Here is a 16,343-nt window from a genome sequence, read left to right as displayed (position 1 = left end):
GGGTGCCCGCGGCGGCCGCCGCCGGGCCGCCCCGCGGGCCCGGGCCGTGCCCCGCGGGCCGCGGCCCCGCACCGTACGGACGCCCACCGTGCTCCAGATGGAGGCCGTGGAGTGCGGCGCGGCCGCGCTCGCCATGGTCCTCGGCCACTACGGCCGCTTCGTGCCGCTGGAGGAACTGCGCATCGCCTGCGGCGTCTCCCGGGACGGCTCCCGCGCCAGCAACCTGCTCAAGGCGGCCCGCAGCCACGGCCTGCGCGCCAAGGGCATGCAGATGGACCTGGCCGCGCTCGCCGAGGTGCGCGCCCCGGCCGTCCTCTTCTGGGAGTTCAACCACTACGTCGTCTACGACGGCATGGGCCGCCGCTTCGGCCGCAAGGGCGTGTGGATCAACGACCCGGACAAGGGCCGCCGGTTCGTGCCCATGGAGGAGTTCGACACCAGCTTCACCGGCGTCGTGCTCACCTTCGAGCCCGAGGCCGGCTTCCGCCGCACCGGCCGCAAGCCCGGCGTGCTGCGCGCCCTGCCGGCCCGGATGCGCGGCACCTCCGGCACCCTGCTCGCCGCGGTCCTCTCCAGCCTGCTGCTGGTGGTCGTCGGCGCCACGGTGCCCGCGCTCAGCCGCACCTACATCGACATGTTCCTGATCGGGGACCAGTCCTCGCTGCTCGGTGTGATCTTCGGGGCGATGGGGGCCTCGCTGGTACTCACCGCGACCCTCACCGCACTCCAGCAGGCCAACCTGCTGCGCGGCCGGATCATCTCCTCCACCCTGGGCAGCGCCCGCTTCCTGCGCCACCTGCTGCGGCTGCCGGTCACCTTCTTCTCCCAGCGGAACCCGGCCGACCTCGTCCAGCGGCTCCAGTCCAACGACACCGTCGCCGAGACGCTCGCCCGGGACCTGGCCGCGGCCGGCGTGGACGCGGTGGTCGTGGTGCTCTACGCGGTGCTGCTGTGGACGTACGACCCGCAACTGACCGTCGTCGGCATCGGCATCGCGCTGCTCAACGTGGTCGCCATGCGCATCGTGATCCGGCTGCGCGCCACCGGCACCCAGAAGCTGCGCGCCGACACCGCCCGGCTCACCAACACCTCCTACAGCGGTCTCCAGCTCATCGAGACCATGAAGGCCACCGGCGGCGAGAACGGCTTCTTCCGCCGCTGGGCCGGGCAGCACGCCGTCACCCTGGACGTGCAGCAGCGACTCGGCGTGCCGAGCGCCTGGCTGGCCGTCGTGGCGCCCACCCTGGCCGCCCTGAACAGCGCGCTGATCCTGCTCATCGGCGGCATGCGGGCCGTGGAGGGACATCTCTCCGTGGGCCTGCTGGTCGCCTTCCAGGCGCTCATCACCTCCTTCACCGCGCCCCTCACCCGGCTCAACGGCGTGGCCGGGCGCATCCAGGACTTCGCCGCCGACGTCGCCCGGCTCAAGGACGTGGAGAACTTCCCCGCCGACCCGCTCTACTCCCGCCGCGAGCCCGCCGCGAGCACCCGCCGTCTCAAGGGGCATGTCGAGCTGGACGGCATCACCTTCGGCTACAGCCCGCTGGACGCGCCGCTGCTCCGGGACTTCTCCCTGAGCGTCGGCCCGGGACGGCAGGTCGCGCTCGTCGGCGGCTCCGGCAGCGGCAAGTCCACCGTCTCCCGCCTGGTCTCCGGGCTGTACGCACCGTGGGAGGGCACCATCCGGATCGACGGCATGCGGCTGGAGGACATCCCGCGCGGCGCGCTGGCCGCCTCCGTCTCCTTCGTCGACCAGGACGTGTTCCTCTTCGAGGGCACGGTCCGGGACAACGTCGCGCTCTGGGACCCGTCCGTCACCGACGAGGCCGTCCGCGCCGCCCTGGAGGACGCGGTCGTGGACGATGTGGTGGCCCGGCGTCCCGGCGGCATCCACAGCCGGGTCGAGCAGGACGGCCGGAACTTCTCCGGCGGCCAGCGGCAGCGTCTGGAGATCGCCCGGGCGCTGGTCCGGCGCCCCAGCATCCTGGTCCTGGACGAGGTGACCAGCGCGCTGGACGCGGCGACCGAGCAGCGCATCATCGACAACCTGCGCCGCCGCGGCTGCGCCTGTGTGGTCATCGCCCACCGGCTGAGCACCGTGCGGGACAGCGACGAGATCGTGGTGCTGGACCGCGGCACGGTCGTGGAACGCGGGCGGCACGAACAGCTCGTGGCGGCGGGCGGCGCCTACGCCGAGCTGGTGAGGGAGCACTGAGGTGACCTTCCCGGAGACCCACCCGGAGCACCTGCCGCACGGCGCCGGGACGCAGCAGCCCGGCGCGCAGGCGCCCGGCCCGGCGCACCCCGGGCCCGCGCACCCCGGCGCGGCCCCCTCCGGTGCGGGGCCGACGGGCGTGGCCCACCCCGGCCCGTCCGCATCCGGCCCGTCCGCCCGTCCGTACGCCGCGAGCACCCCCGCCGGCCCCGCACCCGGCGCCGGTCCGCACGCGGACCCCGCCGACCCGGTCGTCGCCGCGTTCGGCGAACTCGGCGCCGAGGTCGACTGCTCCCATGTGCGCAGCCTCTCCCTGGAGGGCCCGCTGGTGCTCTGGCTGGTGCGGGACGGCGCCCTGGACCTCTTCGCCGTGGACGCCACACTCCTCGGCCACTGGCACTTCCTGGGCCGGCTCGGCCCCGGCACCCTGCTGCTGGGCCCCGTCGAGGGCCCGGAGCACACCCTCGTCGGCCGGCCGCTCCAGGGCTGCCGGCTGCGCCGTGTCGAGCTGTGCGAACTCGCCCCGGCGGCGTACGGCCCGCCCGGCCACGGGCCCGGCGGCCCCGGCGCGGCGGGTGGCCCCGACACCGGGCAGTGGGGCACCGGCCCGTGGGACACCGGGCAGTTCTACGCCGACCAGTGGTACGCGGACCAGTGGTACGCCGACCAGGGCGCGGGCGACCCGTACGGGCAGGCCGGCGCCGCCCGGCTCAGCCCGCTGGAGGACGCCTTCGCCCGCGGCGTCGGGCGCGGGCTGCGGGTGCTCTACCAGGCACCGCTGGACGGCCGCCCCACCGCCGACCGCGCGGACGCCCCCACCGGCGGCGACGAGGACATCGTCTGGATGCAGCTCACCCCCGGCAGCGTGCAGTACGGCGCCGCCTACACCGCGGACGCCGCCGGCACCCTGCTGGTCGACCCCGCCATGTGGCAGGGCATGGTCGACCAGCAGTACCGCCTGCTGCACGCCCTGGACCGCTGGATCGCCCGGGAGGAACGCGCCCACGAGGACCGCACGGCCGCCGGAATCGAGGCCGGCGAGACCGCCCGCAGCCAGGCCGACCAGGCGCTGCTGGCCTCCATCGCGCGCTCCCGCCGGGACCGGCGGCAGGCCGGCGACGACGCCACCTTCGCCGCCTGCCGGCTGGTCGCCGAGGAGGCCCGCATCGCCCTCACCGAACCCGGGCAGGCGGTGGCGGCGGACACCGCCGCCGACCGGATGGACCCGGTGGAGCGGGTCGCGCTCGCCTCCCGGGTCCGTACCCGCGTGGTCCGGCTGAGCGGCCGCTGGTGGCGGGAGAACACCGGGCCCCTGGTCGGCCGCCGGGAGCAGGACGGCGCCCCCGTCGCGCTGCTCTGGCGCCGCGGCCGCTACACGGCCGTCGACCCGGCCACCGGCACCCGGGAGCGCATCGGCAAGGACGACGAGGCCCGCTACGAGCGGCGCGCCGTGATGTTCTACCGCCCCCTGCCCGAGCGGCCGATCGGACTGCTCGCGCTGCTCCGCTTCGGCATCCGCGGCACCCGCGCGGAGCTCCGCAGCCTCGTCCTCGGCGGGCTGGTCGCCGTCGGACTGGGCGCCCTGGTGCCGATCGCCACCGGCAAGGTCCTCGGTGAGTACGTCCCCAACGCCGAGACCGGCCTCATCACGCGGACCGCCCTGGCGCTCGTCGCCACCAGCGTCGTCGCGGCCGCCTTCATGCTGCTCCAGAACATCTCCATCCTGCGCATGGAGGGCCGCATCGAGGCCGGGCTGCAACCCGCTGTCTGGGACCGGCTGCTGCGCCTGCCCACCACCTTCTTCGCGGACCGCTCCACCGGCGAGCTGGCCGGCGCCGCCATGGGCATCAGCGCCATCCGCCGGGTGCTCTCCGGCATCGGCTCGGTCGCGGTGCAGGCGAGCACCGTCGGGACCATGAACCTCGCGCTGCTGCTCTTCTACAGCGTGCCGCTGGCGCTGGTGGCGCTCGCCCTGCTGGTCGTCATCGCGGCCGTCTTCCTCGGACTGGGCCTGTGGCAGCTCCGCTACCAGCGGCGGTTGATCAAGCTCACTCTCCAGCTCAACAACCAGGCGTACCAGACCCTGCGCGGGCTCCCCAAACTGCGGGTCGCGGCCGCCGAGAGCTTCGCGTACGCCGCCTGGGCCCGGGAGTTCGCCCGCACCCGGGAGCTCCAGCAGCGCGTCGGCCGTATCAAGAACGTCATCACGGTGCTCAACGCCGTCTATCTGCCGCTCACCACGCTGGTGATGTTCGTGCTGCTGGCCGGGCCGGCCCGGGGCACCCTGTCCGCCGCCGCCTTCCTCACCTTCAACACCGCGGTGACCATGATGCTCTCCTCCGTCACCCAGCTCACCGGAGCGCTGCTCTCGGCCGCCGCGGTGGTGCCCATGTTCGAGCAGGTCCGGCCGATCTTCCGGGAGACGCCCGAGGTGAGCGCGGGCAGCACCCGGCCCGGCGTGCTCAGCGGCGCCCTCGAGGCGCGCGGGCTGTCCTACCGCTACAGCGAGGACGGCCCCCTGGTCCTCGACGGCGTCGACGTCGCGGTGCGGCCGGGGGAGTTCGTGGCGATCGTCGGGGCCAGCGGCTGCGGCAAGTCGACGCTGCTGCGGCTGCTCATCGGCTTCGACCGGCCGGTGGCCGGCAGCGTCCTCTACGACGGCCAGGACCTCGCGGCGCTCGACCGGTCCGCCGTGCGCCGCCAGTGCGGCGTGGTGCTCCAGAACGCCCAGCCCTTCTCCGGCTCCATCCTGGACTGCATCTGCGGCGCCGAGCAGTTCTCCCTGGAGGAGGCGTGGGAGGCCGCCGCGATGGCCGGGCTGGCCGAGGACATCAAGGCCATGCCGATGGGCATGCACACCATGCTCTCCGACGGCGGCGGCACCGTCTCGGGCGGCCAGCGGCAGCGGCTGATGATCGCCCAGGCGCTCATCCGCAAGCCGCGCATCCTCTTCTTCGACGAGGCCACCAGCGCCCTGGACAACGAGGCGCAGCGGGTGGTCATCGAGTCCACCCGCACCCTGAACGCCACCCGGGTGGTCATCGCCCACCGGCTCTCCACGATCATGGACGCGGACCGGGTGATCGCCATGGCGGACGGCAGGGTCGTCCAGCAGGGGCCGCCGGCCGAGCTGCTCGCCGACACCGGCGGTCTCTTCCACGAACTGGTGCGCCGGCAGCTCCGCTGAAGCGGCCCTCCGGCGGGCCGCCTAGGATCGCCCCATGGAACAACGAGTGCTGGGAAGGACGGGCCGCGAGGTCTCCGTCGTCGGGCTGGGCACCTGGCAGCTCGGCGCCGACTGGGGCACGGTGCGCGAGCAGGACGCGCTCGACGTGCTCGACGCGGCGGTCGAGGCGGGCGTCACCTTCTTCGACACGGCCGACGTCTACGGGGACGGCCGGAGCGAGCAACTGATCGGCCGGTACCTGCGCGAGCGACCCGACAACGATGTCTACGTGGCGACCAAGATGGGCCGCCGGGTGGACCAGCTCCCGGAGAACTACACGCTGGAGAACTTCCGGGCCTGGACCGACCGCTCCCGCGCCAACCTCGGCGTGGACCGGCTGGACCTGGTGCAGCTCCACTGCCCGCCGGACGCCGTCCACTCGTCCGACGCCGTCTTCGACGCCCTGGACACCCTGGTCGACGAGGAGCGCATCGCCGCCTACGGCGTCAGCGTGGAGACCTGCGCCCAGGCGCTCACCGCCCTCGCGCGACCGGGTATGGCGAGCGTGCAGATCATCCTCAACCCGTTCCGGCGCAAACCGCTGGAGGAGGTGCTGCCCGCCGCCGCACGCGAGGGCGTCGGCATCATCGCCCGGGTGCCGCTGGCCTCCGGGCTGCTCTCCGGCAGGTACACCCGGGAGACCGTCTTCGCACCCGACGACCACCGGGCCTTCAACCGCGAGGGCCAGGCGTTCGACCGCGGCGAGACCTTCTCCGGCCTGGACTACGCGACCGGTCTGGAAGCGGCCGCCGAGTTCGTGGAGCTGGCCCCGGAGGGTGCCACGCCCGCACAGACCGCGCTGCGCTGGATCGTCCAGCAGCCCGGCGTCACCTCGGTGATCCCGGGCGCCCGCTCGCCCGAGCAGGCACGGGCGAACGCGGCCGCCGCGGCGCTGCCGCCCCTGCCGCCCGCCACCCTGGACGCGGTGCGCGACCTCTACGACCGGCGCCTGCGGGACCAGGTGCACGCCCACTGGTGACGTACGGGGGCCGGCCCCTCGCATCGTGCCGCGCCCCGGTCCCGGGCCGCTGCGGGGCGGGGCGTCGGCCGGCCCGGCGTACCCCACCGCACGCCGGTGCCGGCTGCGGTGGGCGAGGGCCTCGCCGGGGCGCCTTCCGGGCGCGGGCCCTCGCGTCGTGTCACTCGCGGTGCCGGGCGTGCCCGCCGGGCCCGGTGCCGGCGGCCTGGAGGTCGTCGTCGGCTGCGGGCTGGTCGCGGGTGGCGGCCAGGGACCAGGCGACGGAGACCGTGAGGACGGCGGCGATGACGCCGAGGGTGAGCGGAACGGGGAGCTTGCCGACGGGGGTCTCGGAGAGGATCAGCTTGACGCCTGCGAAGGCGAGGAGGACGGCCAGGCCGTAGTGGAGGTAGGCGAAACGGCGCAGCAGTCCGGCGAGGCAGAAGTACAGGCTGCGCAGCCCCAGGACGGCGAAGGCGTTGGCGGTCCACACCAGGAAGGTGTTGGTGGTGATGGCCAGGACGGCGGCGACGGAGTCGATGGCGAAGATCAGGTCGGTGGCCTCGATGGCGACGAGGACGACGAACAGCATGGTGGCCACCCGTCGTCCGTCGAGGCGGGTGAAGAACGCGTCCCCGTGGAAGCGCGCGTCGGTGGGGACGACCTTCTGCACCAGGCGGACGAGAGGGTTGCGGTCGGGGTGGACCTCCTCGTCCTTCGAGAAGGCCATCTTCCAGGCGGTCCAGATGAGGAACGCGCCGAAGAGGTAGGCGGTGAAGAAGAAGACCCGCAGCAGCTCGGCGCCGACGAAGATGAACACCAGACGGGCGGCCAGCGCTCCGATGACCCCCCAGAAGAGCACCTTGTGCTGGTAGGCGTCGGGCACCGCGAAGAAGGAGAACACCAGCGCGAACACGAAGACGTTGTCGATCGACAGCGCCTTCTCGATCAGGTAGCCGGCGTAGTAGGTGGACGAGACCTCGCCGCCCTGCCAGGCCAGGAGAACGAGGCCGAAGCCCAGCCCGGCGCCGATCCAGACACCGCTCCAGACGGCGGCCTCGCGGAAACCGATGACGTGGTTGTCGCGGTGTGCCAGCAGGTCGACGGCCAGCATCGCCGCGATGGCGAGGGTGAGCACCGCCCACCCCCACAGGGGCACGCTGAAGGACAGGTCGTTCATCTCAGGTCTCTTGTGGCGTCGGTGGGCGGAGTGACGGGCGCCGGTGAGGGCTGCGCCGTCGGAGGGGGCTCCGGCGGGTGGGGCCACGGTGGCGGAGGGGGGCCCGGGCCCGCCGGAGCGGTCAGCGGGCCGCCCCCTGCGGGCGGGGCAGCAGCGGAGCCCACCTCCCGGGGCCGACCGCGTGCACGCGCGGGCCGCCGCGGTGGGAGGCGGCCTCGATCAACGCGTGCGCGTCCAGCCCGTACGGGCTGTGCCGGGCGGCGAACACCTGCGGCGCCCGGTGGCGGGAGGCGAGGTCCAGCAGGAGCCAGGGCGCCGCGAGGCGGGACGCCCGGCGCGTGACGGGGGTGAACACCGCCGGGATGTGGCCCAGGCCGAGCGGTTCGACGCCGGGCAGGACCCGCCCCAGGACCGCACGGACCTCCGGTGCGGAGGGCGCGGGCCGGCGGCCGGGCCGGGCGTGCGGGAGGACCGCGATCAGCAGCAGCGGCGCCTGGCGGAGCAGCGCGCTCCGGGCGGCCGCCTGTGCCACGGCCACGTCGTCCGTCCGGTCGGTGAGCACCGCGGCCACCGGCTGCGGCAGTGCCGCCAGGGGTGCGCGCGGCGAGGCGGGTACGGGGCGTGGGGGGAAGAGGACGGTCACTCCGGCTCACCTGCTCCAGGGGGAGGTTGTGATGTCCTCGATTGTCCGGTTACCGGATAACAGGCGTCAAGGATTACGCGAATATTTTTTCGTGTAACTTTCTTCGCGTTGCTGAGTACGGGCGAAGCCGGCTTCCTACGATGGAGGCATGGGCACCTCACCGGCAGGCAGTGGACAGTGGACGTTCCTCACCAACCACGCGCGGGTGCTCCTGCACGTCGCCCGCGACCCGGACGTGCGCCTCCGTGACGTCGCCGCGCGCATCGGCATCACCGAGCGCGCCGTGCAGCTCATCGTCGCCGACCTGGAAGCCACCGGGTACCTCACCCGGACCCGGGTGGGCCGCCGCAACCGCTACACCGTCGATCCCACCGTCGCCCTGCGTCACCCCTCCGAGGCGGACCATCCCGTCGGGGACCTCCTCGCCGCCTTCCTCCACCGCGAGGAGGTTCCCGACGCGGACGCGGCGAAGCCGGACACGGGTCACGCCTGAAACGGGCCGCCCGGGAGCCCCCGGGCCCCGCCGCCGGCCGCGACGGCCCGCCCTCCGGCCGTGTGACCGCGAGGACGGGCCAGGCCGCACGGCTCAGCGGAAGAGCGGCGGCTCCGCGAACCGCACCAGTTCCCGGGCCTGTTCCGGGAACCACGCGCCGGCCGGCGGATCCACCATGCCGCGCTCCGGGTCCTCGGGTCCCTCGGTGCCGCGCAGGCACTCACCGTCCGACTCGCCGGGAATCTTGATCCACAGCCGGGCGTCGTGCAGCGGGTCTCCGGTGCGGGTCGTCGGCCGCTTCCCGAGTCCGCGGTCCGGCGGGTTGCACCAGTCCTGCGGGTCGCTGTACTCGCCCTCCGGCGGGGTCCACGGCCCCCGGCCGTTGCGGCTGGTGTCCGTCACATAGTGGGCCCGGTCCGCCGGGCCGGCGGTCACCTGCTCCTCCAGCCACGCCCGGGCCTCCGCCCGGTCCGACCACTGGTCCGGGCAGTCGGCCGCGGCGCCGCCCTCCGCCACGTAGGACAGGCAGCCGGAGATCAGCGTGCCGTACCAGGCGAGCTCCGCGTCCGAGCGGTAGTTGGAGGCGTTGAGGTAGAAGCCGCGGGTGTCCTCGACTCCCGCCCGCACCAGACGCGGCACGATGGACCCGACGGCGTGCCAGCCGCTGTGCCCCGCGTCCAGGTAGACGGTGGTACGGGGCAGCGAGCCCAGCCGGTCCACGGCGTACCGGACCTCCTCGTACCGCGCGTCGGTCAGCGTGCCCTCGGCGTCGTCCTGCCCGCAGTCGGAGGGGAGCAGCGCCAGCGAGTCGGGCTCCAGCACGATCAGCGCCCGCCGGTGCCCGATGCCGCGCACCACCTCGTCGATCCACGCCCGGTACTCGGCGGTGTCCGAGGCGCCGCCCGCCGAGTACTGCGCGCAGTCGCGTCCGGGGACGTTGTAGAGCGAGAGCACCGGGAGGGCGTCCTTGCGGTCCGCCTCGCGCACCGTCCGGCGCACGTCCTGCCGGGTCCGGCCGTCGTCGTCCCCGGTGAACCAGACGGCCTGCGGGGTGCGGACCATGCGGAACACGCGCGCGGCGTCCGCGTACTCCCCGTCCCGCAGCAGCGAGCCGATCTGCCGGTATGCGTCCGGGTTGGCCGGGGGCGTGTGGAGGCGGGTGCCGCCGTCCGTCCGGCCGTGCCCGTCCCGTGCGGCACCGGGCGCGGCGTCGCGGGTGGCGTCGGGGGCAGCCCCGGCCGGGGCGGCGGCTCCGGTGAGCAGCGCCAGCACGGCGGCGGTGGCCGCGCCGAACAGGGCGCCCTTCCCGAGTCTGCTCCTGCTGTGTCCGTGCACTCTCTCAGCTCCTGACCTCGTCCGGCGGGCGAAGGGGGCCGGCCGTGCGGCGGGCCCGCGGTGGGTGCGCATGTGCATGGGAGCGCTCCCATCGGCGTGCCGACCCTGCCCCGCCCGGGGCGCGGCGTCAAGACCTCGCGCACGGATCGCCGCGCTGCTCCGCCGGGTTCGCGCCGGCTGTCCGCGGGGCGCGCCCGGGCTGCGCCTGCCCGGTGCCGACCCGGCACGCCGGGTTCACTCAGCCCCGCGCCGTGCATGCTGTCGTGCACCCGGGGGACCCGGCGGCGTCGCATCCCCGTGTGCGGCGTCACCCGCTGTTACGTTGTGCCGGTCCTTGATCACCGTATGACGTCGACGGGGTGCGCTGTGAAGGTCGCATGTGTCGGAGGCGGGCCCGCCGGCCTCTACTTCTCCCTCCTGATGAAGCTCCGGGACCCCGCCCACGAGGTCACCGTCCACGAACGGCGGCCCGCCGGGGCGACCTACGGCTGGGGCGTCACCTACTGGCGCGCCATGCTCGGCTGGCTCCACCGCCACGACCCCGTCTCGGCGCAGACACTCCGCGAGCACTCGGTCTCCTGGGACCGGGGCATCGCCCACATCGGCGACCACACCCTCACCCAGCCCGGCGACGAGGGCTTCGGCATCGGCCGCCACCGGCTCCTGGAGATCCTCGCCGACCGCGCCGCCGGCCTCGGCGTGCGGCTCGAGTACGAAGACGAGATCACCGACCCCGCGCAGCTCCCCGGCGCCGACCTGGTCGTCGCCGCCGACGGCGTGCACAGCGCCCTGCGCCGGCGCCGCGCCGCCCACTTCGGCACCGAGACCACCCTCGGGCGGAACTCCTACGTCTGGCTCGGCACCACCCGGGTCTTCTCCTCCTTCACCTTCGCCTTCACGGAGACGGACCACGGCTGGATCTGGTGCTACGCCTACCCGTTCAGCGAGGAGCACAGCACGCTCGTCTTCGAGTGCGCCCCCTCGACCTGGCGTGGCCTCGGACTGGACCGGGCGCCCGAGGCCGACGGACTCGCCCTGCTGGAGAAGCTCTTCGCCGACACCCTGGCCGGAGAGCCCCTGCTGGCCCGCCCGCCCGGGGACGCGCACGCGGGCGACGCCCCCTGGCAGGCCTTCCGCACCGTCACCAACCGCACCTGGCACCACGGCAACGTGGTGCTCCTCGGCGACGCCGCCCACACCACCCACTACTCCATCGGCGCCGGCACCACCCTCGCCCTGGAGGACGCCGCCGCCCTGGCCGACGCGCTGCACCGCCACTCCGACCCGGCGACCGCCTGCGCGGAGTACGCACGCACCCGGCAGCGCGCCCTGCTCTCCGTGCAGAGCGCCGCCCGCTACAGCGCCCGCTGGTACGAGAACCTGCCGCGCTACATGCGGCTGCCGCCCGAGCAGATGTTCGCGCTGCTCGGGCAGCGCCACTCGCCGCTGCTACCGCACGTCCCGCCGCGGCTCTACCACCGGCTCGACCGGGCCGTCGAGCACCTCGGCCCGCTCCGCCGCGCCAAGCGCCGGCTGGGCCCCCGCGTCGCCGCCGCCCTCCACCGCGGCTCGCGCTGACCGTTCAGGCGCAGCTCATCCCCTCCCGGACGGCCGGCCACGCCTCCGTCCCGTCCGGGGTGCGCACGTACGCCCGCTGCGCCCCGTCCACCAGCCACAACTGCCGGTCGTCCAGCCGGTATCCGGTGTCCCGGGCCGCCGCGGGCAGGCGCACGCTCCCGTCGTACGGGACGGTCAGCATGTCCGGCGGCAGCACGCCCTCCGGGTCCCGCGCGTACAGCTTCCGGTCCGCGCCGGCACCCAGCTCCAGGAAGTGGGCCTGCTCCCAGCCGCAGTGCCCCGAGCCGGCCGAGCTGCTCACCTCCGAGAGCGGCACCCGCTCGCCCCGCCGGTCCGTCCACACCTCCCACCCCTGCTCCTCGGCGTACTCCGGCGCGAACTCGGCCGGATCGCACGACGCCGCGGTCTCCGGCCCCCACCCGGGCCGCCGCGGCCGGTCCTCGGCGACGACGACGGCGACCTTGGTCTCGCCCGCCACGTCGTAGGAGAAGAGCACCCGCCCGGCCTCCCGCCGTTCCACCCGGTAGCCCCGTTCGGGCACCCCGGGCTGCTCGATCTCGAAGTACGCGCGCAGCCCCTCCTCGGGCGTCTCCCCGCCGTCCCCCTCGCTCCAGGGGCCGCTGCGCCCGCCCGACCGCACCGGTCCGTCGCACTCCAGCGCCCGCCCGGCGGCCCCCGCCTCCGCGCGTACGCCCTCCGCGCCGTCCCCCTCGGCGTCCACGGACGGCACCCACAGCGGCCCGCCGTACGGGCGGGCGGGCGCCTCCCCGGTCACCACGAGGTCGTCCGCACCCTGCTTCCCGCACCCGGCCACGGTCGCCGCCACCGCGAGCACCACCGCCACCGCCACGCCCGTTCTGCCGCTCTCGCGCATCTCCCGGTGCTCCTCTCCGCCGCCTGCCGTGGAGGTCGGACGGCCCCGGCCCGCCCGCGGTTCCCGGCCCTGCGGCCACGGGAGCCGGGCGTGCCGGCGGGCGCCGGGCGGGACGGGCCGACGGACGACTGCCGTGCCCCGGGCCGGGCGACCGCGGAGTGCGGCTCCTCCACCTCCTGCCGTCCCGTCCGCGGAACCCACCGCCCGGACACCGGGAGCTGCCGCACCGGCCCGTCCGTCCCATGCGCCCCGGGCACCGGACGGTGCCCGGACGGCGCAGGCGTCCGCGGACCACGGTTGGTGCGGGCGACGCTGCCGGGCCGCGGAAAGGCCCTCTGTCGCGGGGGGTGACGGGCGTGATAGGCAGCGAGCAGACGGAGGAGGGCGAGCACGTCCGTTCCCAGACGGCTCGCTTCGGGGCACGAAGACCGTGGCGACTGCGAGGAGCGGCCTCTCGTGTGCGAACGTGCGTGGGAACGGTGGTGGACGGAGGCGCTGGCCGGCGCCGCGCGGGAACCCGCGCTGCTGCTGGTCGAGGGCGCGGCCGGGATGGGCAAGAGCAGACTGGTGCACCGGCTGCTGACGGTGACTCAGGCGCGTGCCCTGCCGCGGCTGGTGGTCGCCTTCCGGCCCTCCGGCGGGCTGGTGGTGGCCGAGCCCGCGCCGGCCGAGGCCGACGCGCCCGCCGGTGCCGACCGGGCGACCGGAGAACGCCCGGCCCCGGGGCCGCCCGCCGGAGCGGGCCACGGTCCCGCGGCCGCCGGGGCGCCGCCTCCCGCCGCGCACCCCGCGGCACGCTGCTCCCGCCCCCGGCAGCCCGCACACCGGGTACTGGAGTCGGCGCTCGCCGCCGTACGCCCCGCCGTGCTCGTCGCCGAGGACGTGCACCACGCCGACGGGCCGGCCCGCGCTCTCCTGCGCGGCCTGCTGGCGGAGCCCCCGGGGCGGTTCGCCGCCGTGCTGACCTACCGGCCCGAACGGCTCGCCCGCCCCGGCCTGCCGCTGGAGCGCGCCGTGGACTACCCGGCCCGCCTGTCGGTGACGCGCTGCCGGCTGGCACCCCTGACCGAGCCCGCGGTGCGCACCCTGGCCGGCGAGGTGCTGGGCGCGGAACGCTGCCCGCAGGAGTTCGTGGCCCGGCTGGCCCGCCGCACCGGCGGCACCCCGCAGGTCCTCGTCGACCTGCTGCGGATGCTGCGGGACTCCGGCGCGTACCGCGCCCAGTTCACCGCCCGGGACGTCGACGAGGCGGGCGTCCCGGCCCGGCTCGCCGAGGCCGTGCTGGACAAGCTGGCCGCGCTGCCCGCGCCCTACCGGCCCGTCGTCTGGGCGGCCGCGGTGCTGGGGGAGGACGCCGCCGCGTCCGACCTGGCCGCCGTCGCCGGGCTCTGCGCGGAGACCGGCCACGCCGCCCTGGTCGCGGCGCTGGAGAACGCGGCGCTGCGGGAGAACGGCGAGGGCCGGTACGGCTTCGCCGTCCCGCTGGCGGCCCGGGTCGTGTACGCGGAGCTGCCCGGGCCCGTACGCGAACGGCTGCACCGCCGGGCGGCGGCGCTGCTCGCCGGGCGCAAGCCGGTGCCCTGGGCGCGGATCGCCCGGCACTGGCGCGCCGGCGGCCGTACGGAGGACTGGCTGCGCGCCGCCGAGCGGGTGGCCGCCGACGGGGGCGACGCGGGCGCCCGCGCCGCGGGTGGCGAGGACGGCGCCGAGGACGAGGCCGCCGTCGCCCTGCTCGAACAGACCCTCGCCGTCGACGACGTGCCCCCACGGACCCGCGGCCGGCTCGCCCTGACCCTGGCCCGCGGCGCCATGCTGGGCCTGCGCTCGGAGGAGACCGCCCGGGTGCTGCGCCGCATCGTCGACGACCCCACGCTGCCCGCCCCGGTCCGCGGCGAGATACGGCTCGAACTCGGTCTCCTCCTGCACAACCGCAAGCGACGCTTCGCCGAGGGCCGTACGGAGCTGCGCCGCGCCGCCGCGGAACTCGCCGGGCGTCCCGCGCTCGCCGCGACGGCGATGGCGGCCCTGGCCAACCCCTTCTTCCCCGGCCCGCCCCTGGCCGAGAACCTGGGCTGGCTGGCCCGCGCCGAACGGGCGGCCGCCGCCTCCCGGGACGACGTCGCCCGGCTCGCCGTCGCGGCCTGCCGGGCCACCGTCCTGATGAACATCGGCGACCCCGAGGCCTGGCGGCTGGTGGCCGCACTGCCCCGCGACAGCACCGACCGGGCGGGCCGTCAGCAGGTCGCCCGCGGTCTGTGCAACACCGCGAGCGGCGCGGTCTACCTCGGGCACCACCGCCGCGCCGAGGCCCTGCTGACGGAGGGCGTCGCGCTCGCCGCGCGCAGCGGCGCCCCCTTCCTGGAGCGGGTCGGGCGCGGCACCGCGCTCTTCCGCGACTGGCTGACGGGCCGCTGGGAGGGGCTCGCCGACCGCTGCACGGGCCTGGTGGCCGAGGACGGCAGCGCCGGCGACGCCCGCGTGGTGCTGGCGCTGCTGGCACTGGCGAAGGGGGAGTGGGACGCGGCCGGCAACTGGCTGCCGCACGGCGGCACTTCCGCGGGCGGGGGCCGGAACGACGGCCACCCTGCCCGTGGCGACGACCGGGACGAGATCCGGGGTGCCCGGGGCGTCCGGGGTGACGACCAGGGTGGCCGGATCGGCCAGAGCGGCGAGCCGGGCTCCCCGGACGACGGTCACGGCGAGGCGGCCGCGCGGTCCGGCCGTGCGGGCGCGGCCGGGGAAGCGGACGGCGTCCTGCCCGCCCGCCTCCCCCGGGCCGCCGGCACTGGGGACCGCGCGGTGCGCCCGGCGGACGGGACGGCCGCGCCGTCCGGCGGGCGGGCGGCGGCAGCGCAGGCGGCAGGGGCGCGCGAGCCGGCTCGCGCGGGGACCCCCGCGTTCGCGGCGCTCCCGGCGGCCTCGTCCTTCCCGGGCGTCCCGGCGTGCTCGTCGTACGACTCCTGCGAGGCCCCGGTCGCGGCCACCGCGGCGGGCGCCCGTATCCGTCTCCTGTTCGCCCGCGGGCACACCGAGGCCGCCGCCGAGGCCGCCCTCTCGGCCTGGGGCTGGCTCGGTCGCAAGGGCGTGTGGGTCTGGGGCAGCGAGCTGGCCCCCTGGGCGGTGCAGGCCCTCACCGGGGCCGGCCGGACGCGGGAGGCGGCCGAGCTGGTCGCCGGGTTCGCCGGAGGGCTGGACGGCCGGGACGCGCCCTCCGCGGCGGCCGCCCTGCTGTGGTGCCGCGCGCTGCTCGCGGAGGCGGACGGCGACCCGGCGGAGGCGCAGGCACGATTCCGGGAGGCGAGCGCGGCGTACGCCGCGCTGCCGCACCCGTACGCCCGCGCGCTCACCGAAGAGGGCGCGGGGCGCTGCGCGTTCGCGCTGGGCAGCGGCGGTGAGGCGGCGGCCCGCCGCCTCACCGAGTGCGTCGAGCGACTGACCGCGCTGGGCGCCGCCTGGGACGCGGCCCGGGTACGGGCGATGCTGCGCGCCCACCGGCCCGGGACGGAGCGGCGCCGGCCCGGGCGTCCGGCCTACGGGGAGCGCATGTCCCCCCGGGAGAGCGAGGTCGCCGGACTGGCCGCCACCGGGCTCACCAACCGGGAGATCGCGGCCACCCTCCATCTCTCGCCGCGGACGGTCGAGCAGCACATCGCCCGTGCGATGCGGAAGCTCGGGGTCAACTCCCGGCAGGTGCTGGCGGACCGGGTGGCGCACGCCCGTACGACCGGGAGCGACGGTGACGCCCCGGCGCTGACGGGATGACGGCCGGCCGGGGCAGTCGTGCGCCCGGGTGCCCGGGCGCACGGCGGGACGGCAGCGTCCCCGGACGGGACGCCCCTGG

At 76.0% G+C, this 16,343-nt stretch carries 10 protein-coding genes; 6 read left to right on the top strand and 4 right to left on the bottom strand.

All coding sequences use genetic code 11. From position 1 onward, the window contains the following. Positions 1–97: 97 nt before the first annotated feature. From HOY81_RS00895 to HOY81_RS00885, 3 genes are all read left to right on the top strand, one after another. Complete coding sequence (locus tag HOY81_RS00895; RefSeq protein ID WP_237316922.1) at positions 98–2,215, top strand: NHLP family bacteriocin export ABC transporter peptidase/permease/ATPase subunit; 2,118 nt, start codon at positions 98–100, stop codon at positions 2,213–2,215. 298 nt (positions 2,216–2,513) lie between these two features. Further along, positions 2,514–5,402 (top strand): NHLP bacteriocin export ABC transporter permease/ATPase subunit, encoded by a 2,889-nt coding sequence (locus tag HOY81_RS00890; protein WP_237316920.1) that lies wholly within the window; start codon positions 2,514–2,516, stop codon positions 5,400–5,402. A 34-nt stretch (positions 5,403–5,436) separates the two neighbouring features. Next, complete coding sequence (locus HOY81_RS00885; RefSeq protein WP_237316884.1) at positions 5,437–6,420, top strand: aldo/keto reductase; 984 nt, start codon at positions 5,437–5,439, stop codon at positions 6,418–6,420. A gap of 160 nt (positions 6,421–6,580) precedes the next feature. Here the strand turns inward: HOY81_RS00885 and HOY81_RS00880 are convergent, their stop codons facing one another. Further along, positions 6,581–7,579: a TerC family protein gene (locus HOY81_RS00880; protein ID WP_237316883.1), complete on the bottom strand. Its 999-nt coding sequence runs from the start codon at positions 7,577–7,579 to the stop codon at positions 6,581–6,583. A 121-nt stretch (positions 7,580–7,700) separates the two neighbouring features. Next, positions 7,701–8,222, bottom strand: coding sequence for a universal stress protein (locus HOY81_RS00875; protein ID WP_237316882.1), 522 nt, complete (start codon positions 8,220–8,222; stop codon positions 7,701–7,703). 148 nt (positions 8,223–8,370) lie between these two features. Between HOY81_RS00875 and HOY81_RS00870 the strand changes: the two genes are divergently transcribed. Further along, complete coding sequence (locus HOY81_RS00870; RefSeq protein WP_237316880.1) at positions 8,371–8,715, top strand: helix-turn-helix domain-containing protein; 345 nt, start codon at positions 8,371–8,373, stop codon at positions 8,713–8,715. 93 nt (positions 8,716–8,808) lie between these two features. On the opposite strand, the gene HOY81_RS00865 is transcribed toward HOY81_RS00870, so the two are convergent. Further along, complete coding sequence (locus HOY81_RS00865) at positions 8,809–10,050, bottom strand: glycoside hydrolase family 6 protein (RefSeq protein ID WP_237316877.1); 1,242 nt, start codon at positions 10,048–10,050, stop codon at positions 8,809–8,811. Between the two features lie 366 nt (positions 10,051–10,416). On the opposite strand from HOY81_RS00865, the gene HOY81_RS00860 reads away from it, so the two are divergent. Next, a complete protein-coding gene (locus HOY81_RS00860) occupies positions 10,417–11,628 on the top strand; it encodes an FAD-dependent monooxygenase (protein ID WP_237316875.1) in 1,212 nt (403 codons plus the stop codon). 4 nt (positions 11,629–11,632) lie between these two features. On the opposite strand, the gene HOY81_RS00855 is transcribed toward HOY81_RS00860, so the two are convergent. Continuing rightward, entirely contained in the window at positions 11,633–12,502 is an 870-nt protein-coding gene (locus HOY81_RS00855; protein ID WP_237316874.1) for a hypothetical protein, read from the bottom strand. A gap of 456 nt (positions 12,503–12,958) precedes the next feature. On the opposite strand from HOY81_RS00855, the gene HOY81_RS27230 reads away from it, so the two are divergent. After that, positions 12,959–16,264, top strand: coding sequence for a LuxR C-terminal-related transcriptional regulator (locus HOY81_RS27230; protein WP_308340937.1), 3,306 nt, complete (start codon positions 12,959–12,961; stop codon positions 16,262–16,264). Positions 16,265–16,343 lie beyond the last annotated feature (79 nt).

This window comes from Streptomyces sp. JJ36 (assembly GCF_021696945.1).
Classification (GTDB): Bacteria; Actinomycetota; Actinomycetes; order Streptomycetales; family Streptomycetaceae; genus Streptomyces.
This window is presented reverse-complemented; position numbering and strand designations above follow the sequence as displayed.

What these genes read in the sequence shown, in the direction of transcription:
- HOY81_RS00885 (WP_237316884.1), top strand. Translation starts at nt 5,437, where the DNA reads ATGGAACAACGAGTGCTGGGAAGGACGGGCCGCGAGGTCTCCGTCGTC.
- HOY81_RS00880 (WP_237316883.1), bottom strand. Translation starts at nt 7,579, where the DNA reads ATGAACGACCTGTCCTTCAGCGTGCCCCTGTGGGGGTGGGCGGTGCTC.
- HOY81_RS00895 (WP_237316922.1), top strand. Translation starts at nt 98, where the DNA reads ATGGAGGCCGTGGAGTGCGGCGCGGCCGCGCTCGCCATGGTCCTCGGC.
- HOY81_RS00855 (WP_237316874.1), bottom strand. Translation starts at nt 12,502, where the DNA reads ATGCGCGAGAGCGGCAGAACGGGCGTGGCGGTGGCGGTGGTGCTCGCG.
- HOY81_RS00870 (WP_237316880.1), top strand. Translation starts at nt 8,371, where the DNA reads ATGGGCACCTCACCGGCAGGCAGTGGACAGTGGACGTTCCTCACCAAC.